At 44.3% G+C, this 25,612-nt stretch carries 22 protein-coding genes and 1 riboswitch; of the genes, 17 read left to right on the top strand and 5 right to left on the bottom strand.

The annotated features are described in order from the left end of the window. The first annotated feature begins 35 nt into the window (after positions 1-35). From AC4IE7_RS15920 to AC4IE7_RS15905, 4 genes are all read left to right on the top strand, one after another. Positions 36-2,234: an AHH domain-containing protein gene (locus AC4IE7_RS15920; protein ID WP_490777846.1), complete on the top strand. Its 2,199-nt coding sequence runs from the start codon at positions 36-38 to the stop codon at positions 2,232-2,234. A gap of 7 nt (positions 2,235-2,241) precedes the next feature. After that, on the top strand, positions 2,242-2,901 hold the full coding sequence (locus AC4IE7_RS15915) for an imm11 family protein (RefSeq protein ID WP_490777845.1): 660 nt from the start codon (positions 2,242-2,244) through the stop codon (positions 2,899-2,901). A 202-nt stretch (positions 2,902-3,103) separates the two neighbouring features. Then, on the top strand, positions 3,104-3,682 hold the full coding sequence (locus AC4IE7_RS15910; RefSeq protein WP_490777844.1) for a hypothetical protein: 579 nt from the start codon (positions 3,104-3,106) through the stop codon (positions 3,680-3,682). A gap of 376 nt (positions 3,683-4,058) precedes the next feature. Next, complete coding sequence (locus AC4IE7_RS15905) at positions 4,059-5,783, top strand: OmpA family protein (protein ID WP_490777843.1); 1,725 nt, start codon at positions 4,059-4,061, stop codon at positions 5,781-5,783. A 55-nt stretch (positions 5,784-5,838) separates the two neighbouring features. Here the strand turns inward: AC4IE7_RS15905 and AC4IE7_RS15900 are convergent, their stop codons facing one another. Then, a complete protein-coding gene (locus tag AC4IE7_RS15900; RefSeq protein ID WP_490777842.1) occupies positions 5,839-6,561 on the bottom strand; it encodes a hypothetical protein in 723 nt (240 codons plus the stop codon). Between the two features lie 322 nt (positions 6,562-6,883). Between AC4IE7_RS15900 and AC4IE7_RS15895 the strand changes: the two genes are divergently transcribed. The 8 genes from AC4IE7_RS15895 to AC4IE7_RS15860 all read left to right on the top strand — a co-directional run bounded on the left by AC4IE7_RS15895 (position 6,884) and on the right by AC4IE7_RS15860 (position 16,585). Next, entirely contained in the window at positions 6,884-7,978 is a 1,095-nt protein-coding gene (locus AC4IE7_RS15895; protein WP_490777841.1) for a 6-bladed beta-propeller, read from the top strand. A gap of 504 nt (positions 7,979-8,482) precedes the next feature. Next, positions 8,483-9,109, top strand: a complete 627-nt coding sequence (locus tag AC4IE7_RS15890) for a cytochrome c3 family protein (protein ID WP_490777840.1) — start codon at positions 8,483-8,485, stop codon at positions 9,107-9,109. Positions 9,110-9,171: 62 nt separating this feature from the next. Then, on the top strand, positions 9,172-9,819 hold the full coding sequence (locus AC4IE7_RS15885) for a c(7)-type cytochrome triheme domain-containing protein (RefSeq protein WP_490777839.1): 648 nt from the start codon (positions 9,172-9,174) through the stop codon (positions 9,817-9,819). A 50-nt stretch (positions 9,820-9,869) separates the two neighbouring features. Beyond that, a complete protein-coding gene (locus AC4IE7_RS15880) occupies positions 9,870-10,538 on the top strand; it encodes a c(7)-type cytochrome triheme domain-containing protein (protein WP_490777838.1) in 669 nt (222 codons plus the stop codon). Between the two features lie 232 nt (positions 10,539-10,770). Continuing rightward, positions 10,771-12,558: a hypothetical protein gene (locus tag AC4IE7_RS15875; RefSeq protein ID WP_490777837.1), complete on the top strand. Its 1,788-nt coding sequence runs from the start codon at positions 10,771-10,773 to the stop codon at positions 12,556-12,558. After that, a complete protein-coding gene (locus tag AC4IE7_RS15870) occupies positions 12,555-13,562 on the top strand; it encodes a 6-bladed beta-propeller (protein WP_490777836.1) in 1,008 nt (335 codons plus the stop codon). Before AC4IE7_RS15875 ends, AC4IE7_RS15870 begins: the two co-directional genes overlap by 4 nt. A gap of 1 nt (position 13,563) precedes the next feature. Continuing rightward, positions 13,564-15,357, top strand: coding sequence for a cytochrome c3 family protein (locus AC4IE7_RS15865; RefSeq protein ID WP_490777835.1), 1,794 nt, complete (start codon positions 13,564-13,566; stop codon positions 15,355-15,357). Between the two features lie 73 nt (positions 15,358-15,430). Continuing rightward, positions 15,431-16,585, top strand: coding sequence for a c-type cytochrome (locus AC4IE7_RS15860; RefSeq protein WP_490777834.1), 1,155 nt, complete (start codon positions 15,431-15,433; stop codon positions 16,583-16,585). Between the two features lie 72 nt (positions 16,586-16,657). Here AC4IE7_RS15860 and AC4IE7_RS15855 read toward each other — a convergent pair whose 3' ends face one another. Both AC4IE7_RS15855 and AC4IE7_RS15850 read right to left on the bottom strand, forming a co-directional pair. Then, positions 16,658-17,044: a hypothetical protein gene (locus AC4IE7_RS15855; protein WP_490777833.1), complete on the bottom strand. Its 387-nt coding sequence runs from the start codon at positions 17,042-17,044 to the stop codon at positions 16,658-16,660. A gap of 107 nt (positions 17,045-17,151) precedes the next feature. Continuing rightward, a riboswitch (cyclic di-GMP riboswitch) is annotated at positions 17,152-17,240 on the bottom strand. 306 nt (positions 17,241-17,546) lie between these two features. Next, complete coding sequence (locus tag AC4IE7_RS15850; RefSeq protein WP_490777832.1) at positions 17,547-17,912, bottom strand: tautomerase family protein; 366 nt, start codon at positions 17,910-17,912, stop codon at positions 17,547-17,549. A 362-nt stretch (positions 17,913-18,274) separates the two neighbouring features. Here AC4IE7_RS15850 and AC4IE7_RS15845 point away from each other — a divergent pair, with 362 nt between their 5' ends. The 3 genes from AC4IE7_RS15845 to AC4IE7_RS15835 all read left to right on the top strand — a co-directional run bounded on the left by AC4IE7_RS15845 (position 18,275) and on the right by AC4IE7_RS15835 (position 21,399). After that, the gene (locus AC4IE7_RS15845; protein ID WP_490777831.1) at positions 18,275-19,279 is read left to right on the top strand and encodes a C4-dicarboxylate TRAP transporter substrate-binding protein; all 1,005 of its coding nucleotides are present in this window, start codon (positions 18,275-18,277) and stop codon (positions 19,277-19,279) included. Positions 19,280-19,363: 84 nt separating this feature from the next. Next, complete coding sequence (locus AC4IE7_RS15840; protein WP_490777830.1) at positions 19,364-19,996, top strand: TRAP transporter small permease subunit; 633 nt, start codon at positions 19,364-19,366, stop codon at positions 19,994-19,996. Beyond that, positions 19,993-21,399 (top strand): TRAP transporter large permease, encoded by a 1,407-nt coding sequence (locus AC4IE7_RS15835; protein WP_490777829.1) that lies wholly within the window; start codon positions 19,993-19,995, stop codon positions 21,397-21,399. Before AC4IE7_RS15840 ends, AC4IE7_RS15835 begins: the two co-directional genes overlap by 4 nt. A 947-nt stretch (positions 21,400-22,346) precedes the next feature. On the opposite strand, the gene AC4IE7_RS15830 is transcribed toward AC4IE7_RS15835, so the two are convergent. Both AC4IE7_RS15830 and AC4IE7_RS15825 read right to left on the bottom strand, forming a co-directional pair. Next, positions 22,347-22,637 carry a hypothetical protein gene (locus tag AC4IE7_RS15830; RefSeq protein WP_490777828.1) on the bottom strand — a complete coding sequence of 97 codons (291 nt, stop codon included), beginning with the start codon at positions 22,635-22,637 and terminating at the stop codon, positions 22,347-22,349. A 90-nt stretch (positions 22,638-22,727) separates the two neighbouring features. After that, entirely contained in the window at positions 22,728-23,624 is an 897-nt protein-coding gene (locus tag AC4IE7_RS15825; protein ID WP_490777827.1) for an AraC family transcriptional regulator, read from the bottom strand. Positions 23,625-23,784: 160 nt separating this feature from the next. Here AC4IE7_RS15825 and AC4IE7_RS15820 point away from each other — a divergent pair, with 160 nt between their 5' ends. Next, complete coding sequence (locus AC4IE7_RS15820) at positions 23,785-24,558, top strand: hypothetical protein (protein ID WP_490777826.1); 774 nt, start codon at positions 23,785-23,787, stop codon at positions 24,556-24,558. Positions 24,559-24,746: 188 nt separating this feature from the next. Beyond that, on the top strand, positions 24,747-25,526 hold the full coding sequence (locus tag AC4IE7_RS15815; RefSeq protein WP_490777825.1) for a C13 family peptidase: 780 nt from the start codon (positions 24,747-24,749) through the stop codon (positions 25,524-25,526). Positions 25,527-25,612: the final 86 nt, after the last annotated feature.

Below are 25,612 nucleotides of genomic sequence, written 5' to 3'. Positions count from 1 at the left end.
AAAAAAGGCACGACAAGGAAATATAGGAGAATTCAATGATTAATGTATGGAGCTTAGCGAAGCGGTTTAGTCGTGTCAAAAGGATCCGGCAACATGGCGCAGCCATGACAGAATTACTGGTTTCATTACCTGCCCTACTCCTATTAGGTTTAGGCGGATTGCAAACCGCACTTATCTATGATGCAAAAACAACCATCAACTATGCTACATTTGAAGCTGCTCGCGCAGGGGCAGTAGGACATGCACAAAGTAGTGCTATCAAATCAGAACTTGGCCTCAGACTTGCCCCTCTCTATGGTGGTGATGGCACCCCTAGAAAAGCTATTGCAGCAATTACCCGCTCAAGTCTTGAGGTTCAAGATCCTAGATTCACAAAAATTGAGATTATAAACCCTACCGTAGAAGCGTTTGACGATTATGGTAGAGATATCGTAGACCCACGTACAAACCAAACGCATTTTGGTATACCAAATAGCCACTTACGTTGGCGTGACCAATCAGTAAATTCAAATAGCGGTGTTAATGTTCAAGACGCTAACCTATTGAAGATAAAAACCACTTTTGGATATGAGCTAAAGGTGCCACTGATGGACCGCGTAATTCCTGCGATTATGCGTCAATTCGATCCAGATAATAGTCAATTTTACAATTCACGCCGCATTCCTATTACCTCTGTTGCAACTGTACGTATGCAATCCGATGCGTGGAGAGATAACAACAATATTCATTCAACCGAAGAACCAGGTGGTGGCACTCCTGCAACAGGTAATACTGGTGAAGGTTCATCTACTGACAGCAATGATACAGGATCTGACAATTCAGATAGTAATAATGAGAACAGTTCTGGAACGGACAATACTGGAGACACAAATTCAGGAGATGCTGGTAATAACTTCAACGACGATCAGAATACAAATAGCGACAATCCAATGGATTCTGTCGAATGTGAATCCAATAGCCCTGAAGATGATAATCAGGGAGCTAGTGATGAAGATCAAGGCTTTTGGGGTGACCTATGGGATGGTGTAAAAGATGGATTGGTAGAAGGTTATGAGTTCGTCAAAGGTTTCTGGGCTGGAATAAAAGACCAAATTGGAGATCTCGTAAACATTGTACTACATCCTATCGACACAGCTGCTGGTTTGATTGAGCTTGGTAAGGCTTTCTACAATGATCCAGTAGGCACTGCTCAAATGATTGGTGAAGCCCTTGGCGAGGACTGGAGCAAACTTGTAAATTGTGGCGCTTACGATAGAGGTAGGATCATTGGCAACTATGTAAGTCCTGCATTTATGATGAAGCTAGCTACAAAACTTAGTAGGTTTGGTGATCTAGCACAAGCTTTAAGACGTGTTAAAGAAGATATGCCATGCGCCAGCTTTTCATCTGGCACTCAAATACAGACATCACTTGGTCTTAAACCAATCGAAAGTGTATTAAAGGGTAATCTAGTTGCTTCACGGGATGAATACTCATACCTTGATACTGACCAATCCGTGACAAATACCTTTAGTAGGTTCGTTGATCATTATCGTCTACTTGTAACTGACCAAGAAACAATAAAAATAACTGATACCCACCCACTATGGGTACAGGGAGTTGGTTGGGTAGAAACTAAAGATATTGAACGAGGGAGTGTAATTGCTACTGGCACTAGTGATGCAAGGGTGCTCAGCAACACAAGGATTAATAGCACTCTAAAAGTACATAATTTTAGCGTAGCTAATACTGAAAGTTATTTCGTTGGAAATAGTTTAATCTGGGCACATAATGCAACAATTAGGTGCATTTCTGGAAATTTAAATCATTCATCTACAAGATTAAGAAATCAAATGAATGATATGGGTATTAATATTCCTGATGGCTACTCAGCTCATCACGCAATATCAGGTTCAGTTGCCCAGCAATCTGATGCTCTTCAATATGCCGCAAAAAATTTAGGATATGACATTGATAACCCTCTAAATGGTATAGCATTACCACGGACACAAGCAGCAATCGATGATATGTTAGCGAACGGACCACCGTACCTACCTGTTCACACTGGTGGCCACACTGATGAGTATTATAGCTATGTCAAAGCAAAACTTGATGATCTAGACGCTGAATGGGCCAGTGGTGAAATGACTGAACAGGAATTATTCGATAGGGTTTATTCAATCCAATCTGAAATCACAGATGATTTAACAAACTGTCGTATATATTGTCAGGCGGCAGATCCAAACAGAGGCTAACTGATCTATGTACTACCAGCTTCATGTAAATCCAGTCAGTTGTGGGGATTTCTGTAATGCTTTTTCTGTTCACCGAACTGATTATGATGTGGACAACTATAGAGCCATATCACAATTACTTGTAAAGGATCAACCTCTAACAGATTCAGCTGTTGAATATATCAAACAATTCTTTTCTATATATTGTGATCCTAAGTGCCAGTCACTACCTATGGCAGATTACTACGAAATAGGTACTGCCAAAATAATCTCAGAAAAATTAAAAAATATGCTGCTGGCTATAGGAGTTAATTGTCAATACGTACCAATAACAACGCTGGATGATTCCAACAATAATTATGGGACATTCTATTTAGCGCATTTTCGCCCTATTTTAGATTGCTTTGATTATGATAAATCACAATATACATTGGTTGAACGTAAATCAGGAAAAAGACCAACAAGCCTTAAACTTCTCGAAATCAATAACTCTATAATAAAAAAAGATTCATCACTTTTCCGAATCAAATACTTTGAAAATAGAATTATTGTAAATGATAGTATATATGATTTGATCAATGATTCTGATATCCGTGGCATTCTTTTTCTTCCATTACCAGTTCATGAATTTGATTCAGCTAAATTAATACATCAATTAGAAATTGATTGCTCAAAGAAGGATAAGTAGAAAATATGAATACCTATTTAATCGGAAATCTTCTCGGTCGCCTTGTTATCAGTTACTTCATAACTTGGCTAATTATATTCTTCTTCAGTAGCTTTAAATGGCGCGAAACATTTTCTAATAGTCTCAAGTGGTATGGATTAGTTCTTTTGATCTTTATATTTCTTTTAGGATTAGGTGCAGGAATGATCCAGAGATAGCAACTATGAATCGTTATATAAGAGTCACCAAATCAAGATTCTTTTTTACTTTAGTTTCTCTTTTGTTTTTTATTGGTGTTGCTGTTGCGGAACAATCAAAACGCCCAATGAAAAAAAACCTACTTCATGAGCTAGGTCTCGAAGTATGGACGGAATTTGATCCACTCTGGATAACAGACATAAAATATCGTGGAAAAAAGCCAATTTTTACAGCCCAATCGCCACCCAAGGTATACCCTCCTGCTGCAATGTCAATCGTATCATTTCCTGGCATGGCATTAAATCCTAATGAGCTATATGAAGTAGCAACAACTGCAATTAAAACTGGCGCTAAGAACTATCAAGTTTCTGATCAAGATATATCGAAAATGGAGCCAACATTATCTAGCTATGGCGAACTTAAAGGCTATGAACTGAATTACCGGGGAACTGCAAATGGTGTTGCGATTGATGTAAAGGTCTTTGTTGGTCATAAATCGGGAAACGGGCCTATCATGATGCAGATATACACACTTAGGGATAAACTCCCTCACCTCAAAGAACAAATTCGTAGAAGCTGGAGTAATATCAGTTATCTAAAATAGCTATCTTTGGAAGATTCAACTTTAAAGTGCATCACGACTTATCCAAAAGCTCATCAAGCCGGCAGACAGGCATCTCGTTCCTAATCTAGTGAATTCAATTTGTTAGTGCAACTCATATAGGGCTGGTCTGAGGAGTACAATGAGATATAAAAAGTAACTACTCAGACTTTTTTTCACTGTCGTTAAGTAAATCTGATCTTCCCCACCAAACGCCTTCAATATTTCATAGTTTAGATGTCAACATTTGTAGCATTTTAAAACCAGGTGATTTTTCCTTTAGAAATAATGTAGAATATAAGAAAATTTTAAAATACCAAAGAAATAGACCCGGTCCACGAGCTGTTCAGTGGCCAGTCCACTGACAGGAGTGAACGTCATGTTTACCAAAAGCCCGCTCGTTACAATTATGTTCAGCATTGCGGTCTCAGCCGCCCCAGCAACCCTCCTTGCCGAAACTACCTCTGAATCAGAATACCAGCCGACTTCAACTTCCAACCGCTTTCAAACCCCCGAGTGGATCAAGTTGCGTCGAACCGAGATGGATGCGTTGCGTGAAAAGTTTGCCTCAGAACGAGACCCCAGGATGTTTCGTCAAATGCCCAACATGAAGCCATATCAGGCTCCTCAAGTTCCAGATTGGATCGCTGATCGTCGCTCTCAAATGCCGACTACACCCCAGATACCTGCTTTTAAGACACCCGACTGGGTAGTTAAGCGTCAAGCACAACAACAATCCATGCCGCAAATGCCTGTTTTTGAGACACCCGAGTGGGTAGTTAAGCGTCGAGCACAACATCAATCCATGCCGCAAATGCCTGCTTTTGAGACACCCGAGTGGGTAGTTAAGCGTCAAGCACAACAACAATCCATGCCGCAGATGCCTGCTTTTGAGACACCCGAGTGGCTAGTTGAGCGTCGAGCACAACATCAATCCATGCAGCAGATGCCTGCTTTTGAGACACCTGAGTGGGTAGTTAAACGTCGAGCACAACATCAATCCATGCAGCAGATGCCTGCTTTTGAGACTCCCGAGTGGGTAGTTAAACGTCGAGCGCAACATCAATCCATGCAGCAGATGCCTGCTTTTGAGACTCCCGAGTGGGTAGTTAAGCGTCAAGCGCAACATCAATCCATGCAGCAGATGCCTGCTTTTGAGACACCCGAATGGGTAGTTAAGCGTAGAGCGCAACATCAATCCATGCAGCAGATGCCTGCCTTTGAACGCCACCAACTACCTGAGTGGGTCAAAGAGAGGCGCGCCAAAATGGCAACGGCCCCCCGTACACAACCCGACTTTTGGCAACCAGACACTGCGCCCTATGCGGCTCCTGCTTCATCTCAGGCCGGCATACCCGTACATGGCTCACCAGTCTGGGGTGCACCCGCCCCATACTATGGCCGTCCATACTATAACAACGGTTGGGGAGGTTCAAATTGGGGACCTTTCGACGCCATGGGAGACATGTTTGGCGACATGGACATGGATTTCAGTATCAGCATGAAAGGCTCAGGGCGTGGCCATGGTTACGGAGATGGACGTGGCTATAACGGTTATGGTCATGGCCCTTACGCATGGCCAGCACCGCTCACCACTGATACCGCCACTCAGGTTGCTACTGCAGCCAATGCTGAACCAGCACCGATCGCTGACGAATCCCCAGTCAAAACCGATAGTGATGCAGATGGCGTGCTGGATGTTGCAGACATTTGTCCTGATTCTGCAGCCGGTGTCGTCGTTGATGGTTTAGGTTGTGAAGAGTCAGCATCCATCGTCTTGCGTGGTGTCAACTTCAAGACCGATTCCGATGAGTTGACCGATAGCTCTATTGAAATTCTTGATCGGGTAGCCAACACCCTGATTGCAAACCCAACTGTTGTGGTTGAGATTGCCGGTCATACCGACAGCGACGCTGATGAGGTATACAACAAGGATCTATCACAACGCCGAGCTGAGACGGTAATGGCCTATCTTACAGACAAAGGCGTTGTTGCCGACAATATGAGCGCCATGGGGTATGGTGAAGAGCAGCCAATTGCCTCAAATGAGACATCTGAAGGCAAAGCACAGAACCGACGTGTCGAACTTATCCGCAGTAAGTAAATAGTCTCGCAGGGGGCGTATTTCGCGCCTCCTGATCTAGACCCTAGCCAACAAGTTAAGGTGCTTCAGTACTTTGTGTGAACTTGGCTTGCTCGAGTAAAACTTTATACTTATAGCCAGAGCCTATATCAATATTATTCCGAACCACACCGCTAGCAGTTACCAGCTCTCCTGGTGAGACCATTTCATCTGAGGTAGCAATCAGCTTATCATTTGGCTTGGTACCCGTACCGTCCTGCAATGTAATCCAGTTCTTGCCCATGATATTTGGATTAACCTTAACAACCTTTGCTCGCAATTCCACGATTGTGTCCTTTAGTCTGGTTGCATTCTCCTGAATCCCAGCTATCGTCATACCGCCTGAGAGTGGATCAATATCACCAGGCTCTGGGGCTTTGACTGAAGCTGACTGAGGAGCCACCATAGCCCCTTCTGCCTCTCCTTTTCCAGCCACTGAGCTGTGAAGGCTATCCATATCCATGTCACCTACCCGGTTCGCCTTCTGTACAAAAATGATGGACTCAAAAGTTCTATCCAGGGTTTTACTGTAAAAGTCCTTCATCTCCATGCCACCTGAAAACTCAATCTCATCCCCGGCGACTATTGCCAGATGAGTGGTTGCAATCCAAATATTCTCTTGTTGGAGCTGCACATAGGTATAACTGCCTACATCGATGACATTTTTAACCGTACCCGTTCCTGTACCAACCTCATCAGCTGATGTCGCCAGGCTAGTAAACAGAAGAACTGCTGTCACGAATGATCTGAAGTTATACATAATTATCCCTTCAATAAGATTGAGCAAGGCTTATCCCGGAAACCTCTTGATAGGTCTTGGCCAAAAGATCTCAACGGTAGACTAATATTTGCTATGTTTTTATTCTGGTTGAGTGCAAATACCAAAGCAACGAGATATAGGCACACTGATAGTTCTGTAGCTATTCTATTATTATCTATTGTCACCGAATCCTCTGACATTGATTCGATACCATGCTGGGTTCCTGAGACGCAGGAGTTAAGCTACCATACACTTAAGCGTACTCGATCAGCACCTCTATTACAAAACAATAGCTGACATTTGAACCACCGGGAGGATAAAAGTGAGCCTTAAACCAAAAACTGGTTTTCCCAATCTTAGATATCAGCCAGAATTTTGTCTGACACCGATAATTATAATATTAGCATTGATTACATTAGTTTCTGGCTGCGCCTCTCGCGTTCCCTCTTCCAGCGAACAAGCTCAAGCAGAGAATTTCGTTTGGCCTGCACCACCAGCAAAACCGAGAATTCGCTACATTGGCTCACTTAAATCTTCTGAATCACTAACTGCTGAGAGTAAACAGAGTTTGCGTGACTGGTTCCTTGGAAAAAAAGAGGAGAAGCCCCTGGAATTAATCAAACCCTATGGTGTTCACAGTGACTCGCAAGGGCGAGTATATGTAGCCGATACAGGTATAGCAGGACTTGTGGTATTTGACCGCAAAAAACAAAATTTAACCTATTGGGGTACTACTGGTCCTGGCGCATTAAAAAAGCCAACAGGTATTACATCTGATGCTCAAGGCAATGTTTACGTGAGCGATGTTATAGATCATCGCGTGGTCATTTATGATAAAAATGGAAGTTTTATAAATGCATATGGCGGCAAGGATATCTTAACTTCACCTGTCGGCCTTGCCTTCAACGATGAAACTCAGCAACTTTATGTCGTCGACTCAAAGAAGCACCAAGTAATTGTTTTTAATAAGGATGGTGGAATTGATTTCACCATTGGCGAACGCGGTGGCGACTCTGGTAAATTTAACTTTCCTACCAATATTGCCATGGATAAAAATGGAGTAATCTACATCTCTGACACGATGAACTTTCGTGTTCAGATATTTGACCAAGCAGGTACATACCTAAGAAGTTTTGGGAAACTCGGAGACAGACGAGGCCAATTTAGTCGACTCAAAGGTATTGGAATCGATAGTGATGGCCACATCTATACCGTGGATGCTGCATTCAATAATGTGCAGATTTTTAATCCGGATGGCAAACTGATGTTGACTCTGGGCCAGTCCGGCACTGGGCCAGGGGGGTTTTATCTACCTGCCGGCGCTCACGTAGACCAAAACAATCACATCTTTATTGCTGACCAGTTGAACCAGCGAATCGAAATGTTTGAGTATCTGAAAAATGGTCAAGAACCCTAGTGGGTAGGACCACTATTTCGGTAATATTCATCCGAACCATTAGTTGATATACCATATGCTGGAGTTCAGCCTATTGTTGTCAGCGTTAATTAGATTGCAGAACATACTTAACTTCCATTAGTGGCAATAGTGAAGATTTATTTCTATTTATCTTTAACTAGTAGATTCATCGTTGAGACATTTAGATCAATAAATACCAAGTAATTTACTTAATATTTATTTCCCTCCTACTTTGCAAATCAATTACCTGCTGATCGTTGGCAACATGTCATTTAGTTCCCCAAAAACATTGACGTTCTTTGAATACTGACATAGGATTGTTATTAATGTGGGAATATTATCCCATTTCTTAAGCAAACCTTAAGAAACCCTCAGAACTGCTGATCTACAAAGCAGCCCAGGCGAAAAAGCAGTAGAAGCACCCTAAGCAGTAAAAATTAGAACTAAATATTCAGCACTAAAAAGGAGCTGGTGCATCATCCATTACCTTTCGGGAGGATTGGAATGAGGAACACAGCAACCAAGGCATTACTACTGGCCTTCTTCACCCTATTCGTCACATCATCATTTGCAGATATTGCCGGCACATCTCACGACCTGACGAGTCAGACAACTCTGTTGACCAATGCAGGTAACACTCAAATCTGTGCTTACTGTCATACTCCACATAACGCCAGTACAACTAACAACACAACACCTTTGTGGAATCATGAGGACACCACAGCAACCTACACTATGTACAGCAGTCCATCTCTTGATATGACAATTGCAGGCTCACCATCAGGTGTCTCGCTTGCGTGTCTTAGCTGTCATGATGGATCTGTTGCAGCAGATCAATTAATTAACTTTCCGAGCGGTGTAACCGCTGCGCAAGGTGTATTCACTTTGGGTGACAGTCTTGGTACTGACCTGAGTAATGATCATCCGATCTCCCTCACCTACAACTCCACACAGGATACTGATTTCGTTGCCTCGGTAAATTCCCAGGTCAACGGCTTGCAACTGTTTGGTACAGGCGGTGATCAGGTCGAATGCGGTACTTGCCACTCTGTTCATGACAATACCAATCAGCCTTTTCTACGCTTAAGCAATGCCGGTAGTGCGTTATGCCTGGCATGTCACATTAAGTAGTATTACTGCGAAATTGGCGCATGATCTGCCTAGCAGACAAGCTGAGCAGGATAGCCAGGGTTATGCTTATAACCCTGGTTACATCCTGTATTCTATTGATTGCTGCTTGCAGTACTGAGACCAAGAAGCTTTTCTTCGATATACAGCCTCCTACAGCCAAAGATCTGGCTGAAGAAGAATTAAAAAGACAGGCTGCTTTGATTGAATCGCAAACAATTGAACTAAAACAGAGCCATTCTGGAAATATGAGTGGCACACTCTTTTTACTGCCAGAAGACAATGCACCCAGACCTGACATTGAGTCAATCAAAGAGTGGGACAAGGTAAAGAAAATATTACCTAAAGATGATGAGAAGAATATTGACTGGTCAGATGCTTTAGAGAATGGTTTGATTCGACCTCGTCCAGGTAAGGACCCAAAAACATTGTGGGCCACTGCCTTCCAATGGGATTTTATAATTAAAGCCGAAGAGCGTGAGGACGATGCATTCTTTCCCCACTCTGCACACACTGTTTGGCTTGGTTGTAAGAATTGTCATAACCCAACGCTATATCCCTACAAAAGAAACCCTGCAACCATGAAAGAGATGAAGCGAGGGGCATCTTGTGGGGCATGTCACGGTAAGAAGAAAGTATCTTTCTCTCTCAAAGCATGTGATCGCTGCCATATAAACGATGATGACGAGGAAGAAGAAGAAGAAGACGACTGACTTATAACAATATATTAATTTCGTTTTATGGGTAAATAATTGGTGAGCTTATGTGTACTAATCAGACCATAAGTATTACGACACTCAGCCGTCGTGTGTTGACTCATGGCAAGGCATCAAAATGCCAAAGCAGCACTCCTACAACAAGTTTTGATAACGCAGTCCGTGAGCCAACACACGACGGACTGCCGCTAAAATTCAATAGGTTAGGGGCTACAAGAATGACTCATCTCAGTGTTGCGGCTCTTGACAAGGGAGGGGCCATTCCATCCTTAGGTCCGTTAACGGCACATCCCTGTGCCACTCCTACCAGCGACCCGCGCCTTGATCTGAACCATTCTTGTAGCCCTGAGTGTAGTAACACTTATGGTCTGATTAGTAAGTACAGTTGTATTCTACTATCGTCATTGATAATTCTTTTTGCGTGCTGCTCAGCGCTTAGTGCTGCTCCGGGAGATATTCAGTACACCCGTGAAGGTGGTGATCCAGAAAAACTTAAATCATTTCCACCATCAATTTTCCCTCATTGGATACATCGTATCAACTACCGTTGTGATGCCTGCCACAATACTTTATTTGAAATGAAGACAGGCACCACAACGATCAACAAAGATCTGATGAAAGAAGGCAAAGTCTGCGCCACTTGTCATAATGGTACCGAGGCCTTTGACGACGATTTTGCGAATTGTAATCGCTGTCATTTGATAAAAGAGAAGTAGTAGTATGCTTCCGTGGGAGATCATGCAAAAGAACATGATATCTCCTATATGTGGGCGTTTACTGATTACTCTCATCTGCATATGGAGCACTAACCTTTCAGCAGAGCTTGGTGATAATCTTGGGCTTTATCCAACAGAGTTAGATGCTATTGTAAAATTTGATGGCACTAAGAGGCGCAATGGCAGTAATTCTCGTGAAACAGAGTGGGAAGCCGGGCTGAGGATTGGGCAGATGGGCTACCTGCTGGACCAAAAAATTGCCTGGTTCCTTTTTGACATCGAGCCTGTATATACCTGGTCCGAGTTCGACTCAGATCAGTCACGACAGGAGAACGATGGTGAATTTCTGAACTATCTGTTGCAGACGAGTCTGCTAAGTGGCACTCCTGGCCCATTTAGTTTAGATATGTCAGCTCAAAAAAGCTCTAATCTCAACACCGGTTCCCTGGGTAGCCGTTTTGATACAGTAATTGATACTAAAAGTGGCACATTACATTGGAAAAATCCTGCTTTCCCTTCAAGCCTTACCTATCAAGAGAGAACCTTTGATGAAGAGTTTCAATCAAGTTTAAACAGCTCTATTACAGAACGTGATGAGTTAATGAAGAGCTGGATTTTAAAAGGACGTAGCAGCAAACTAAATATCCATCTGGAGCGTAGTGAACTTGATGATAGAATCGCCACCCGTGACCAGGACCATGAACTCGACAGAGGAAATGTTTCGCATAATCTGTTTTGGGGTAAAAACAGCCAACTGCACTCCATTGTAACCTATTATGATCGAACAGGATTTAATGAAAACAAGCGATTGAGTATCGATGAGACAGCCAGAATTCAGCACCTGAACAACCTTTATAGTCGCACATCCTATCACTATCAGTCGATCACACAGAGTATTGATAGTATAGAACATGGTGGTGACTTTGAACTGCACCACAGGCTTTATAAAAATATAGATACGATTGCCCATATCAATATCAATAGTCGTGAATCTGATAATTTGGACGAAGATCGATGGCGTCTCGGTATGGAGACACAGTACACGAAAAATAAACTTTTAGGCGCAAATGTTAGAGCTGGTCTGCGCGCCTCCTATCAGGAAACTGATCGTATTTCCAAACTGAGCACTATTGATATCTTCGATGAGAGTAAAGCAGTACCGCTGACAGGCGCAGTGATTCTTGATCAGCGCTTTATCATAGCCAGCACAATTATAGTAACCGATAGCAATGGAGTGGTTGTATATAACGAGAATACTGATTACACAACGATTCAACTATCTGGTGATCTTACACAGTTGCAAACTATTCCTGGAGGACGAATTAATTCTGGCGATACAATACTTGTAAGCTACCAGGCACAGCAACTTCCTTCTCAGGAGTTCTCTACTACTTTTACCAATTACCACTTCTCAATAGACTACGACTGGATAAGATTGTCCCATTCCGACAGTCAGTCAGATGACAAACTAATTTCGGGTGCTAGTGAAAGTTTTCTGCAGAATACACGTAACACTTTCACTGACCTGGAGTTTCGATTCAAACCTTTAGGTATAGATACGGTACTAGGTGCAGAACGCCGTTATACTCTGTCAGGCGGATTCGAATCAACAGCATATACATTGAGCCAATTTTTTAATTGGACATCGTCATGGAACAACAGAAAAAAGGGCGTAATTTGGAATCTCAATGCCACCCAATCATTCATCGAACAGGAATCACTGGACACGGATCTCTACCGTATTGATCTCACTGCTAATTGGCAAGTGAGTCGTAACTTCAATATCCGTCCAACAATAAGTGCGTGGAAAAGAGAGGATAGAGGAAGCGCAATAACAGGCGGATTCAGAGAGGACCAATTCATCACCGCAGGCCTTTGGGCTCAATGGCGATATCGTAAACTTGAACTGGATTTCAACTATCATCATAACAGACGTGAAATTACCAGCACACAGAATAATGGAAAAACCGAAACTATCGATGACAGATTGATGTTTACACTGAGGCGGAGAATCCTGTGAACAGATTTCTTATCGCAACACTTTTACTGCTCTTATATGCCTGTTCTTCAACAGGCCCAACACCACTGGTCAAGACTGATCAAACTCCCCGTCTGGTATGGCCGGCTGCTCCTGAGATATCAAGAGTAGAGTTCATTACCACTTTTCATAACCCAAATGACCTGGGTATCGAAAAATCGTTCATTCGAAAAGTAGTCGAGTTTTTCACAGGTAGTGAAGAACAGAATTTGTCCCGCCCCTACGCTGTAGCCGTTCACAAAAACAGAGTAGCCATTGCTGATCCAGATGCAACGACTATACATATTTATGATTTAGATTCTCAGTCATATATAAGCTTCAATTCGGCCGGAGAATACCCCTTTGAATCTCCAATCGGGGTTGCAATTGATACTAATCGACTATTCGTAGCAGATTCTAAATTGAATAAAGTATTTGTTTTGAATAGCAAAAACGAAATTGTAAAGGTTATAAATAACTTTTCCCGTCCAACGAGCCTAACCATTAACTCGACATTAAGACATCTATATATTTCAGACACTCTAGCGCATACGATACATGTCTATGATTATGATGGTAATTTTCTATACAAGATTGGTAAGCGTGGAGACCAGGATAGTATGTTTAACTATCCTACACATTTGGCATTTTCCAATAATAGACTGATTGTCAATGACACCATGAATTTTCGCATTCAGTCCTTTGATGACAGTGGCCGACATATACACAGTTTCGGTAAGCAGGGAGATGCTTCAGGTTTTTTCACCCAATCAAAAGGCATCACAGTAGACTCTGACGGCCATATCTACGTAGCAGATGCCCTCGCAAATCGCATTCAGATATTTGATCAAAATGGTAATTTTTTACTTGAGTTCGGCAAATCAGGTGACAAACCCGGCGAGTTTTATATGCCTTCCGGGATAACAGTCTGGGATGACAAAATCTTTGTTGCCGACTCTTATAATCAACGCATCCAGGTTTTTCAATACCTGAAGGTGGATGAGTGACATGCATAAGATCTATCTTCTCTTTATATTGCTGATGATAGCTTCCAATACCACCCAAGGTGGTGTGGCTGATACACTACACAACCTATCGACATCAGGACCTGGCTTGGTAAAGAGTCAAACAGAGGATCGTATCTGTATATTTTGTCATACGCCTCACGCATCAGCCCCAGACTCACCTCTATGGAACAGATCATCGGGAGGAGGATATATAGACTACCAGAGTAGTACCAAAGATGCAGAAGCGGGCGTTATGAGTTCATCCTCTGTGTTATGCCTCTCATGCCATGATGGCACTATCGCCTTGGGTAATATGATTAATCCTGGCGTCACCAATGACCTCGGTAATACATTCATCACTGGCCGATCATTGGTCGGCACAAACCTCTCAGATGATCACCCGGTATCTATTTTTTATACTCCAGGTCTTCTATCAACAGACCCTGACTTGGCCCACCCCAATAACGTTGACCTGCCACTCAGTAATAATGAACTGCACTGCTCCACTTGTCATGATGCACATGAAAACATCCATCCACCATTTCTCCACAAATCCACGTTAAACGGTGAATTGTGTACCACATGCCATCTACACTCCGGTACTGGCTGGGACTGGGTCAGCAGTTCCCATGCAACCTCAAACGCCACAGCTCAGGGAGCAAATCCCTGGTCTGAGCGTAAACCAGAGTGGAGAGGCCTGACTGTACAGGAGAACGCCTGTATGAATTGTCATGCACCTCATAATGCAACAACACCAGAACGACTACTAAAAAACAGCGAAGAGAATACCTGTTACCTATGCCACAACGGAACAGTCGCACAGACTGACATAATGAGTGAACAGCAAAAGTTCTATCACCACCCGGTAGAACAGACGCCGAGCATTGATCACGACTCCTTACGTATAGAGAACCCTCTGACTATGTCTCTTCACGTAGAGTGTGAAGATTGCCACAACCCCCATGCAAGCTTTAATTCACCACCCTTGATCTCTTTCAACCCGACCAACCCACTCGGTGGTAATCACTCAACTGCACCACTAATCAACGGCAGCATGGCAGGTGTATCAGGTATTGACATCAATGGCAGCTTAAAACCAGAAGCGGACTACGAATATGAAGTCTGCTTCAAGTGCCACGGCGTACCAGGTAAAAGCGCTTGCGATACCCAGCGCTGCTCCACAGCAAACAGCTACAATATGGTACGTGCAGATGGCATATATAATATTCGAGATAAAGTTAATTCAGGTAATCCCTCTCTGGTCTCCTATCACCCAATAGAGTTAAACAACCCCACAAACAATAGCGAGGTGCCCAGCCTGCGCAATGATATTCCCCTGACTACCACCAGTGGGCAGATCTATTGCAGTGATTGCCACAGCAGTAATGCATCTCCTGCTGCAGGCGGAGTGGACCCAGCCGGACCACACGGATCTACCCATGAAGGTATATTGGCGCAAAGTTATGATTGGGATCCGGTCAATGCTACATCACTCTCAAACGAACTCTGTTTTAAATGCCACGATTCCGGCAATCTCTATACCGACCAAACCTTTCCTCATACCAAACACGTTCTTGACGAAAATTTTGGCTGTATCAACTGTCATGACCCACACGGTTCTGCATCTAGCCCTCACTTAATTAACTTTCTAACATCATCCAATGTAGCGGGTCAGGTCAGGGAGATTACTGGTGCTGGTGTTTATAACGAACCAACCTGGTTAGACAATGGCGTACACAATGGTGTCTGCTGGCTCAATTGTCATGGGGTAGTACATACTGGTTATGATTATTAAGCATCCTATGCTCACACTACTTTTGAGAAATTTCGTGGCCGATTACTCACGTCATTTTACTTGGGGTTAAACTATGAAACTTGTCGCTCAGATATTGGCGCTTCTCACACCTCTCATAGCTGTTACTTCTATAGCAAATGCCAACCCATCCCCTGCTTTTGAAGGCAGAAAGCTCTATATATCTCACTGCATGATATGCCATGGTATGGATGGAAAAGGCGATGGTCCTCTAGCAGTTAGAATCGACATTGAAGCAGAGGATCTCATCAGTTATGTACCAACTAAAAGTGACTATCAACTTCAAAAAATAATTACAGGTGACAGGAAATCACCCAAATCCCTACGTTCAGGGCACGGTAAAATTAGTGAGGATATGCCAAAATGGAAAGATATTCTCAAGCCGAACCAGATCACCTCACTAATCGCCTATCTTCGTTTTCTCAGCACAGCAAAACACAATCTGAGTGGAGATCCTGAATTGGGCTATGAGGTATATCAGCGTTATTGCTCGATCTGTCATGGAGTTGATGGTGGAGGTAATGGCGCTTTAACAAAACTCATCGGTGTAAAACCCATTGATCTTACCAACCCTCAAAAAACTGACACTATCAGCAATCGATCCCTTGCTGATCAGATTCTTGAAGGGAAAGGGGATTATATGCCCGCATGGAGAGATATTCTTACAGAAAAGGAGGTCGATGGTGTTGTCAGTTATATCAGGCTGCTTTACCAGGTATGGGCTCATCTGGAGAATGGAGGTCTAGTGGTGGTTATGAGTTACCCAGTCACAGATAATAATAGTCCATCTCAATCTTTATTGAGCGATGGCACATGCTCAAGCAAAGTTAACCTTTCCGAAAAGGGCAAATCCGAAGCATTAAAAATCGGTAGACTATTTCGCTCCAGGGATATTGCAATTGATAGTGTGCTAACCAGTCCCCACTGCCTGGCAAAAGAGAGTGCACTCTCTGCATTCGGGCGTGCTGAATCATTTGATTATCTGGCATCGCGTGAGAAACTTCCTGATGAGCAATCAGTTTCTTATACTTCCCAGCTTGAAAGCCGTATCGGCAACTATAGAGGAAAGGGCAATCTTATTATTTTTACCCACCAATCAATTATCAAAGAGATATCATTTAAAAAACTAAAGGAAGGGTACTTTCTAGTTTTAAAACCGATGGGTAACGACGAGTATGAGGAGTTTGGAATCTATAAGCTAAATCAATAAGATGTAGGGTGCGCCCCTGGCGCACCACTAGATCACGAGGTCAGTGAAATCTACCAACTATCTCATTAGCATTCAGCGATATACAATTCGTCTTGCATCAAACAGGGATTTCATCTCAACACTGCATTGAGACTTCTGATCACAGATCACTGCTTTAACCAGCCTCTCAGCACCCACACGACTACTTGGTTTACGCCAGATAGGGATCAGCTTTGTTGAACTATCCTGATAATCCCCTTCCATGATCAGGGGGTCATTATAGATACTAGTCAGGTTTTCGCAGCGAATATAGAGAACATCGTTGTGGCCACTGGCATAATCGCATACCCACCGCTGCTGGTCAGCATCGTTGAATATTGGGTTATGATACTGATCACTTGCCATACCATTGAACGACATAGTAGAGAGCAACAGTGCCAAACTAAGGAAAAGTGATTGTGCTTTGAACCTTGTGTACATCTTTCAACCCCTATCATGCTATAGGAGTTCGAAACGACAAGACGCACAACACATGGTTATTGGTCTGAATACGCCACCAGTTCTTTTCAACTGGCTCATATCACGGTTTCGGTAATCCATCGGTCATAGGCAGTCAAACCGCCCTTAGACTGTGATTTTGCGTCCCTACCTTTCAGCAGGTTTGCCTTTTCGAACACGCTTAGAAGCAGATCATAATTGCTTCTGTAGCCTATAACGACCTGAAACCTCAAAACTTTAACGTTTGCTATAGGACTTTAACCAGTCAGAAATCATATCAATGAGCAGCTATTTACCGACCTGGCACAGCGCGCAAGCACAATACTTTTACTTAAATTACAATATGTTGCGCAGCATAGCTTAGACAATTATTTTTTAACTTAACACGGTATATCAGCAGCCATCTGACCACTGGGCAGAATCAAGATAAGCATTGTAATCGACAAGCCAGACACTTAGGGTCTGCAAACACTAGTGTGGTGCGTCATACTACAAATTGCGCGATGCCATCGCGAAAAGACCAATCAATGTCATGGTTTTCTGCGATTGTAATCAATACGTTCCCCGGATCTATTCCAGGGTCGTTGGCAAGATTTTCAACACATTTTTTATAAAAAGCCTGTTTTGCCTTGTTTGATCGTCCTGCACGCATTATGAGATACATCATCACCCTATCACCATCGCGTTCCTGATATTGCAGACAATGGGGCTCAACCTCATGAACAATCTGGTAGCGATCATCATCAGGAAAGTCCATGGTTTCAATGACCGCAGAGTTTATGCCATCAGTGACCGCTTTAATATATTCTGCTGACTTACCCTTAAGTATAGAAATATTGACTAACGGCATAGGAGAACCCCTTTAGTTAATAGGCCAGACTAAAGAATAGCAGACTTATCTCTCAACTCTTTTTTTCATCTGATAACCCCAGTTAACATGATGATAATTTGCACATTCAAGCAGAGATGTCACGCCTAAAACATTACCAACTTCAAATTCATGTGCTGAATATACAAAATGCCCATCAAAGCCAAAACGGTGGTTATGATTGGCCTCATCTATAACCCTCTGATCAATTTTGGACTTCTTTTAATCCAGCAGCTAACCTTGCATATACTAAGCAGACGATAAGTATCAAGGGGGGTAATCTCAACCCACAGAGTTGCTCACCCCTTTCCTGGCATCATCTCGCGATATCGAGGAGTATCACAATGAAAATAACAGGTCGTGCCATTTTGGCTGCCATAATCATAGGCGCTTTTGCAATTGGTGAACTACAAGCAGCCACCGAATGGAATGTTTCCCTCTGGGGCAAACGCCGTGCATTTACTGAGAATGTTGAACAATTAGCTGAACTGGTTGAAGCCAAGACCAAGGGTGAGTTTAAACTGAATATCTCCTATGGCGGTCTCTCCAAGTCCCGTGAAAATCTGGATGGTATCTCATTTGGCGCTTTTGAAATGGCTCAATTCTGCTCCTTCTACCATACTGCCAAGAACCCCACGATTACAGTTACTGAACTGCCCTTTTCCCGCAACATCTCATTAGCCCGGGTAACCGAAATCTACACAGAAGTCTTTAAACACCCCATTGTTAAAAAGGATTTGGCACGCTGGAATGCCACCCTGCTGATGCCCACTCCGCTACCTCAATACAACATCGTCAGTAAGAGCGATGCCATTCAGGAACTGGCTGACTTCAAGGGCCTTCGGGTACGTGGCCCTGGGGGCATCATGGGTGTTCTGGGCAAACTGGGAGCAGTCAAAACAGGCGTTCCATTCTCCGAAGTTCGTCAGTCCATGGATTCAGGTGTAATCGATGCTGCCTCCTTCGCCCCCCATGCCCATCTGGCAACAAAATCCTACAAGGTAGGCAAATGGTATACCACAAACCTGAACCTGGGATCAGCCAATTGCCCTGTTGTAGTCAATACTGATGCCCTTAACAGCCTGAAACCGGCACATCGGGAAGCACTGCTTGGTTCAGTCGATGAAGCTCTGGCCTATTACGTCAAGAACTACAATGAAAACACCACGGGTAAGTATCAGGCGGCTGTGACAGATGAGGGTCTCACAAAAGTGACCTTCACTGCAGAGCAGACTGCCGAATTGAATAAGCTCTCCGAGTCGGTGAGAGCAGAGTGGATCAAGAACAATGCGGCGCAATTCGATTCCCAGAAACTGTTCGATTTTACCGCTGCCCTGTTTGCGAAATAGACCAAAGGGAGACGGCGACCTCCAATCGACTGACCAGAAAATAGCTGACTGACAATAATTGCAGCTATAACAGCAAAGGCACTCATGTCCAATTCTGCAACAATACTGAATGACGATTCGCGATTAAGCCTCGCGGATCGCCTCTTCTTTAAACTCGAGTCGCTGCTTAATTTAATTGGTGGCATAGCCATATTACTGCTGGTTTTCCTCGCCACCACTAACGTGCTTGGACGCTGGCTTTTCTCTCTGCCGATCGACGGCTATGTCGACTGGGTTGAGCAGGCCATGGCTTTCATCGCTTTTCTCGGTATCGCCTATACCAAACGTCTTGGTGGCCATATCAGAATGGACATACTGATCAGCCGCCTTCATGGGCGGATTCTTTGGTTTGCCGAGGTACTATCTGTATGCCTGATGCTGATGGTCACTCTTGTGCTCATTTACGGCTCCTATCTCCATTTCTGGCGTGCATATGATATCGGCGACTCATCGCTGGACATCAATTTACCCACCTGGCCGGCAAAACTGGTCGTACCTCTGGCATTGACAGTTTTGGCCTTAAGATTGATTTTACAAATTTGGGGATATGCACGAGCTATCAAAGATGACGGCGATCATCCTGTGGCAGTGCCGTTGATTGAAAATGCCGCCACAGTTGCTGCCAAAGAGGCAGAGGCTCTGATGGGCGATATTAAAGAGAGTGGGAATCGCTCATGAGCTTGTTTGAAACCATGGCGAACATGGATTCAATCAGTATCGGATTATGGGTTACAGGCGCAATGCTGCTGTTCGTCATAATCGGCGTAAGAGTTGCCTTCGCCGCTGCTCTGGCTGGCTTTCTCGGCCTGTTGTGGATCTTCTCTGCGAAGATGGGATTTGAAAAAGGCTTCGGTGTCGCTGTCAAAATGGCTGGCACCATTCCTCACTCAAAAGTCTCTACTCTGGCACTCTCATTGATTCCCACCTTCATTTTAATTGGCTTCCTCGCTTATCACGCCGGTCTGACAAGAGCACTATTTGAAGCAGCAAAACGCTGGCTCGGCTGGCTACCAGGCGGGATGGGGGTAGCCACGGTATTTTCCACCGCTGGGTTTGCCGCCGTCTCCGGTGCCTCTGTCGCCACCTCGGCAGTATTCGCACGCATTGCAGTACCCGAGATGCTGAAACTTGGCTATGACAAACGTTTCGCTGCAGGGGTAGTGGCTGCCGGTGGCACATTGGCCTCCTTGATCCCACCTTCGGCGATTCTTGTGATTTACGCGATCATCGTTGAGCAGGATGTAGGGGCGCTGCTGATGGCCGGATTTCTTCCCGGTGCCGTCTCCGCGCTCATTTATGGCGGATTGGTGATTCTACTCGCCAAGACGCGCAAGAATTTTGGCCCACCCATCACCGGTTTTTCATGGAAGCAGCGATTTCAATCCCTCCCCGGTGCACTACCCATCTTCTTTGTGATCAGCATAATCGTGGTGTGTATCTATGGTGGTGTGGGCACCCCCACTGAAGCCGGTGCACTTGGAGCATTCATCATACTCTGCATAGCAATCTATCGAGGTGCACGCTGGACAGAGATAAAAAATTCGTTAATGGAAACCGCCAAATTGACGGTGATGATTTTCACCATCATCTGGGGTGTATTGCTCTATGTAAGATTTCTCGGCTTTGCCGACCTCCCCAGCGCATTCTCAGACTGGATCACCAGTCTGGATCAAAGCCCGATGCTAACCCTGCTACTCATCCTTTGTGCCTATGCACTACTCGGCATGTTCATGGATGCCATCGGTATGCTGCTGTTAACGCTGCCGGTGGTCTACCCCGCAGTGATTGCCTTGAATGGGGGAGAGGCCGTCACTGCAGCTGAATCCGCATTCGGTGTCTCCGGTGTCGGCTGTTCCATATGGTTTGGCATTATCGTCGTAAAAATGGCAGAACTATGTCTGATCACCCCGCCTATCGGATTGAACTGCTTTGTGGTGGCAGGAGTACGCCCGGAGTGCACGGTTCAGGATGTGTTTCGAGGTTGCATCCCATTCTTCATTGCCGACGTAATCACTATCGGAACCTTGATCGCCTTGCCAAATATCGTGCTCTGGTTACCAGGACAAATTGGCTACACTTAACCTCACGTCCTTATAAGGGTCTCGGGAAGGCGCTTCGCGCGCACCCTCTCCCCAACCCCTCTCCCGTAAAGGGAGAGGGGCTTTCAGAGTAGCCGTAGGGTGGGGCCATGCCCCACCATTAAGTGCTGAAACGCACAGACCCTTCCTTTCTCGTGTACCAAAATCTAATTTCGAATTTTCCCAGCTTTCATTTACAACACCCTCTGCTAGGAGGGGGAGAGGGCTTTTAGAGTAACCGTAGGGTGGGGCCATGCCCCACCATAAGTGCTGAAACGTGCAGCCCCTCGCTTTCTCATGCGCCAAAATCTATTTTCCAATTTTCCCAGCTTGCATTTGCAACACCCTCTTGCGAGAAGGAAGAGAGGGAGTTCAACAACACCATCATCCAGACCATTACTCAGCACAACAAGAATTGATCAGATCGTACCGCATAGGATTCAGTGTCATAAGCGCTTCGCGCGCACCCTCTCCCCAACCCCTCTCCCGTAAAGGGAGAGGGGCTTTAGAGTAGCCGTAGGGTGGGGCCATGCCCCACCAAGAAGTGCTGAAACGGACTGACCCTTGCTTTCTCATGTACCAAAATCTATTTTCAAGTTTACCCTGCCTGCATTTACAACGCCCTCTTGCGAGAAAGAAGAGAGGGAGTTCAACAACACCATCATCCAGACCATTACTCAGCACAACAAGAATTGATCAGATCGTACCGCATAGGATTCAGTGTCATAAGCGCTTCGCGCGCACCCTCTCTCCAACCCCTCTCCCGTAAAGGGAGAGGGGCTTTTAGAGTAGGTTTAGGTACAAACTGGTAACAGAGGGTCATGTAGATATAAAGATACCTGATCGAACTTGTTAGTGATTGCCAGCTGTAAATAATGATCTATTCCTCTCTATTCACACCAGAGGATTAGCTGATTCAAAACAAGATCCACACTCTCTTGCAAGATGGATCAGATAGTCAGGTGATCGAAATATTTAATCTTTGGAGGAGACTCAAGATGGGCAATCAACTTGTCCATGACACCACTTTCCGCAATGAATTTTATATATTTCTGATGCTGATCAACTGACAACCACTCTTCATCAAAAATCATCTCTCCGGACTCTTTATCCAAGAAAACCCTAACCCCAAAACAACCTTCGAACCCCCTGACTGTTGACAAATTGCTCTGCAGAAACGACAGCAAACCATCATAAGCGCTCTTCTTTACAACTGATTCAATAATTACTTTTTTATTCATATCCATCTCCTGTCAGTTAAATCAGGAGATACTTTATTTGTCTAACATCAACATCACTACCAGGAAACGGTCATAAATACGGTTTTCTGTTCATCTTATGTCTTTCATCTGTTGTGGTGTCATGCCATACATTTTTTTGAATGCAGAAATAAAATGTGAAACATTTGAATAACCGACCTCTATAGCTGTTGCAGTTACAGACCACTGTTTTGCTAGTAATGCATGGGCATGGGAGATACGCTGCTCAATCAACCACTGTTTTGGGGTCGTACCATAAAGCGCCTTAAACTCACGATTAAAGGTGGAGATACTACGCCCAGATAGCGCCGCCAGCTCTGAAGCACTCTGACCTGATAAGGCATATTGATCCATCAAACGCTTTATGTTTCGCTTAGCCCTGCCTCTTTGAACAGCTATTAAACTTTTTTTCAGGTTTCCGTCATCATGAATATCAAGTAGATACAACAACTCTAAAAGTTTAATCTCCCCTATATGAGGTAAATTATTTAATGAACCATAAATCGAATGTAGTGAGACAAAATACTCCGCCACAACATTATCAATCTCTACTTTTAAAATGGCATCTTGATTTGATATTGACAATGAATTCATAGGACCATGGGACAAGAACCTGGATAACACTTCCGATCCAAAGAAAACCAGATACGCCTTTAGACCATCCTCTTCATGTATATAGTCTGAGTATAAGTTCAATCCTTTAGGTAAAAAAACAGCTTCACCCGGACCAATGTTGTACGATTCATTATCACTTGTAGTAATAGTCTCCTTACCTGACTTGATATATACCAAACAGGGAACACTGGTATGGAACTCAATATTGATCAGATCCCTATCTAGATCTTTGTAGAACACCGAAGACTCATCGCAATGTAGTATCGGCTTGACATCCCGCATATCAAAGAGCGCTTTAGGGATCTCAAGAATACTATTTTCGCAATATTGAGCTAGACAATTCTTATTCTGCATTCTTCTTCTCGTCCTTGTCAGTTACTCCGTATAATATGCAGTGAATTACCCTTTACCAGGGTCTGTTAACACTAATTGTATCAGCCCTAATAAAGAACTCAGGATTTTCATCCTGCTGCCGATGCCTGTTGTGATACTAAAGGGAATACAGAGAGCAACCATGGATGTAAATTCTATTCTAAAACAACTTATCGCAGTAACCATCAATCTCAAAGCAGGATTGCGCCTTGCCACTGGGCAGAAAGTAGCACGGAATAATTTCGTCTACTCCATCGACCAGGGGTTTTGGCTCTTGGCCCTACTGCTCTGCCTCGAAATCATAATCCCTTACCTGGCAGCGGAAAAACCGGCGCTATTCTCCACATATGGCCTGAACTACCTGGGCGCCACCTATCTGTTTGATCTGTTGATCCTGATGTTAATGGCCAGACTGGCAAGAGCTGACTCCACCGACACAGGCAGGCTGCTGTTGGCCTTCCTGGCTTCAATGCCGCTCATTACAGTTGTCTTCCATCTCTTCACACTACCCGAACAACTCTATTATAACCATCCAGTAGGAGGCGGCAGCCTGCTGTTACTACTGCTCATCTGGCACCTCTTCATTGTTTTTCGCCTGTTGCGAATCATCCTGATGGAGGCCTTTAGCAAGGCGGCCTATCTGGCTGTCTTGAGTCTGTTACTCTCCATTTCAAGCTCTTGGATTCTGCCATATAGCCTACTCTGGTATAGCGATGAGCCCACACAGAGTGAGAACATCTATTCAAAGCTAAATGATCTTATTAACCCGGCGACTAAGTATGTTGTCTTCAGCCGAAGTGTGCCTGCCTGCGGCAAGGCATCAAAACGCCGCTGTAGCACTTCTACAGCAAGTTTTGATAACGCAGTCTGCAGGCAGGCACACTTCGGCCTGTCTTTTAAAAAATCATATTGTTAGGGGTTTCAAGCCTGCCCTTGCTCTGTGTTGCGGCTCTTGACAAGGGAACAACCATTGCCTGCGAGCCGCGCCTTGATCAAGGGCAGGCTTGAAACCCTGAAGACAACATACTTAGTCGCCGGGTTAATAGTGTTGAGGATCTTTTCTATAATCAATACTCACTGGTTGATAGCGCATTGAATGATTTGATGCCCCAACGGCCAGGAATACCCGATCTCTACTTAATGGTAGTGGGAGGATATGGCCTGGAGAAGGTCTTTCTCAATGAGGTAGAGTATGTACGTGATCTTTTCGATCGACGCTTTGACACCTCCGGACGATCGATGGTGCTGGTAAACAATATAGACACCCTGGATCGCTACCCCCTGGCAAACCGTCACAATCTGGCCGACAGCTTAAATGTGGTAGGCAAGATCATTGACCCTGACGAGGATGTGCTGTTTCTTTTCATGACCTCACACGGCAGTAAGCAGCATAAATTTTCAGTCAGTTTTGGCCCTGTTCCACTGGACGACTTGACCCCCACGCAGGTACGTCAGGCTCTGGATGATGCAGGCATTCGTTGGCGTGTAATAGTGGTATCAAGCTGCTACTCCGGGGGATTCATCGAACCCTTGCGCACACCTCAGACACTGATCATTACAGCCGCAGCCAAGGACAGAAAATCATTCGGTTGCGGTGCCAAGAGTGAGTTTACCGATTTTGGCACAGCCTATTTCAAACATGCCCTGGATAGACAACCTGATTTTGTCGAGGCATTCGATATTGCCGCAAAATGGATAGATGAAAAAGAGCACAGAGAGCATCGTACGCCCTCTATACCTCAACGCTTCGTTGGTGATGAGATCCGTGCCAAACTTGCCCAGCTGGGAGGTGTGGCCGAATACGAAGCAGGTATTCCCCAACAGACCTATCCTTCAGGGAGTTGTGAATCCTGGTCAAACCCTTCATCGTGCATGAGCGACTGATAGACGCTGATGAAATTAGGCTGAAAAAGGGAGCAAGAGATGATTTTACAGCATCGTTTGGCGTGGGAACCATTGATAGCGGTAGA

This window comes from Candidatus Thiodiazotropha sp. AKAK3, assembly GCF_058244645.1.
The sequence above is the reverse complement of the archived record's forward strand: the minus strand, read 5'-3'. Positions and strand labels throughout refer to the sequence as shown.

What these genes read in the sequence shown, in the direction of transcription:
- AC4IE7_RS15830 (WP_490777828.1), bottom strand. Translation starts at nt 22,637, where the DNA reads ATGAATAAAAAAGTAATTATTGAATCAGTTGTAAAGAAGAGCGCTTAT.
- AC4IE7_RS15835 (WP_490777829.1), top strand. Translation starts at nt 19,993, where the DNA reads ATGAGCTTGTTTGAAACCATGGCGAACATGGATTCAATCAGTATCGGA.
- AC4IE7_RS15855 (WP_490777833.1), bottom strand. Translation starts at nt 17,044, where the DNA reads ATGTACACAAGGTTCAAAGCACAATCACTTTTCCTTAGTTTGGCACTG.
- AC4IE7_RS15910 (WP_490777844.1), top strand. Translation starts at nt 3,104, where the DNA reads ATGAATCGTTATATAAGAGTCACCAAATCAAGATTCTTTTTTACTTTA.
- AC4IE7_RS15820 (WP_490777826.1), top strand. Translation starts at nt 23,785, where the DNA reads ATGGATGTAAATTCTATTCTAAAACAACTTATCGCAGTAACCATCAAT.
- AC4IE7_RS15880 (WP_490777838.1), top strand. Translation starts at nt 9,870, where the DNA reads ATGTGTACTAATCAGACCATAAGTATTACGACACTCAGCCGTCGTGTG.
- AC4IE7_RS15825 (WP_490777827.1), bottom strand. Translation starts at nt 23,624, where the DNA reads ATGCAGAATAAGAATTGTCTAGCTCAATATTGCGAAAATAGTATTCTT.
- AC4IE7_RS15915 (WP_490777845.1), top strand. Translation starts at nt 2,242, where the DNA reads ATGTACTACCAGCTTCATGTAAATCCAGTCAGTTGTGGGGATTTCTGT.
- AC4IE7_RS15905 (WP_490777843.1), top strand. Translation starts at nt 4,059, where the DNA reads ATGTTTACCAAAAGCCCGCTCGTTACAATTATGTTCAGCATTGCGGTC.
- AC4IE7_RS15900 (WP_490777842.1), bottom strand. Translation starts at nt 6,561, where the DNA reads ATGTATAACTTCAGATCATTCGTGACAGCAGTTCTTCTGTTTACTAGC.
- AC4IE7_RS15840 (WP_490777830.1), top strand. Translation starts at nt 19,364, where the DNA reads ATGTCCAATTCTGCAACAATACTGAATGACGATTCGCGATTAAGCCTC.
- AC4IE7_RS15885 (WP_490777839.1), top strand. Translation starts at nt 9,172, where the DNA reads ATGCTTATAACCCTGGTTACATCCTGTATTCTATTGATTGCTGCTTGC.
- AC4IE7_RS15850 (WP_490777832.1), bottom strand. Translation starts at nt 17,912, where the DNA reads ATGCCGTTAGTCAATATTTCTATACTTAAGGGTAAGTCAGCAGAATAT.
- AC4IE7_RS15860 (WP_490777834.1), top strand. Translation starts at nt 15,431, where the DNA reads ATGAAACTTGTCGCTCAGATATTGGCGCTTCTCACACCTCTCATAGCT.
- AC4IE7_RS15920 (WP_490777846.1), top strand. Translation starts at nt 36, where the DNA reads ATGATTAATGTATGGAGCTTAGCGAAGCGGTTTAGTCGTGTCAAAAGG.
- AC4IE7_RS15865 (WP_490777835.1), top strand. Translation starts at nt 13,564, where the DNA reads ATGCATAAGATCTATCTTCTCTTTATATTGCTGATGATAGCTTCCAAT.
- AC4IE7_RS15845 (WP_490777831.1), top strand. Translation starts at nt 18,275, where the DNA reads ATGAAAATAACAGGTCGTGCCATTTTGGCTGCCATAATCATAGGCGCT.
- AC4IE7_RS15890 (WP_490777840.1), top strand. Translation starts at nt 8,483, where the DNA reads ATGAGGAACACAGCAACCAAGGCATTACTACTGGCCTTCTTCACCCTA.
- AC4IE7_RS15815 (WP_490777825.1), top strand. Translation starts at nt 24,747, where the DNA reads ATGCCCCAACGGCCAGGAATACCCGATCTCTACTTAATGGTAGTGGGA.
- AC4IE7_RS15875 (WP_490777837.1), top strand. Translation starts at nt 10,771, where the DNA reads ATGGGCTACCTGCTGGACCAAAAAATTGCCTGGTTCCTTTTTGACATC.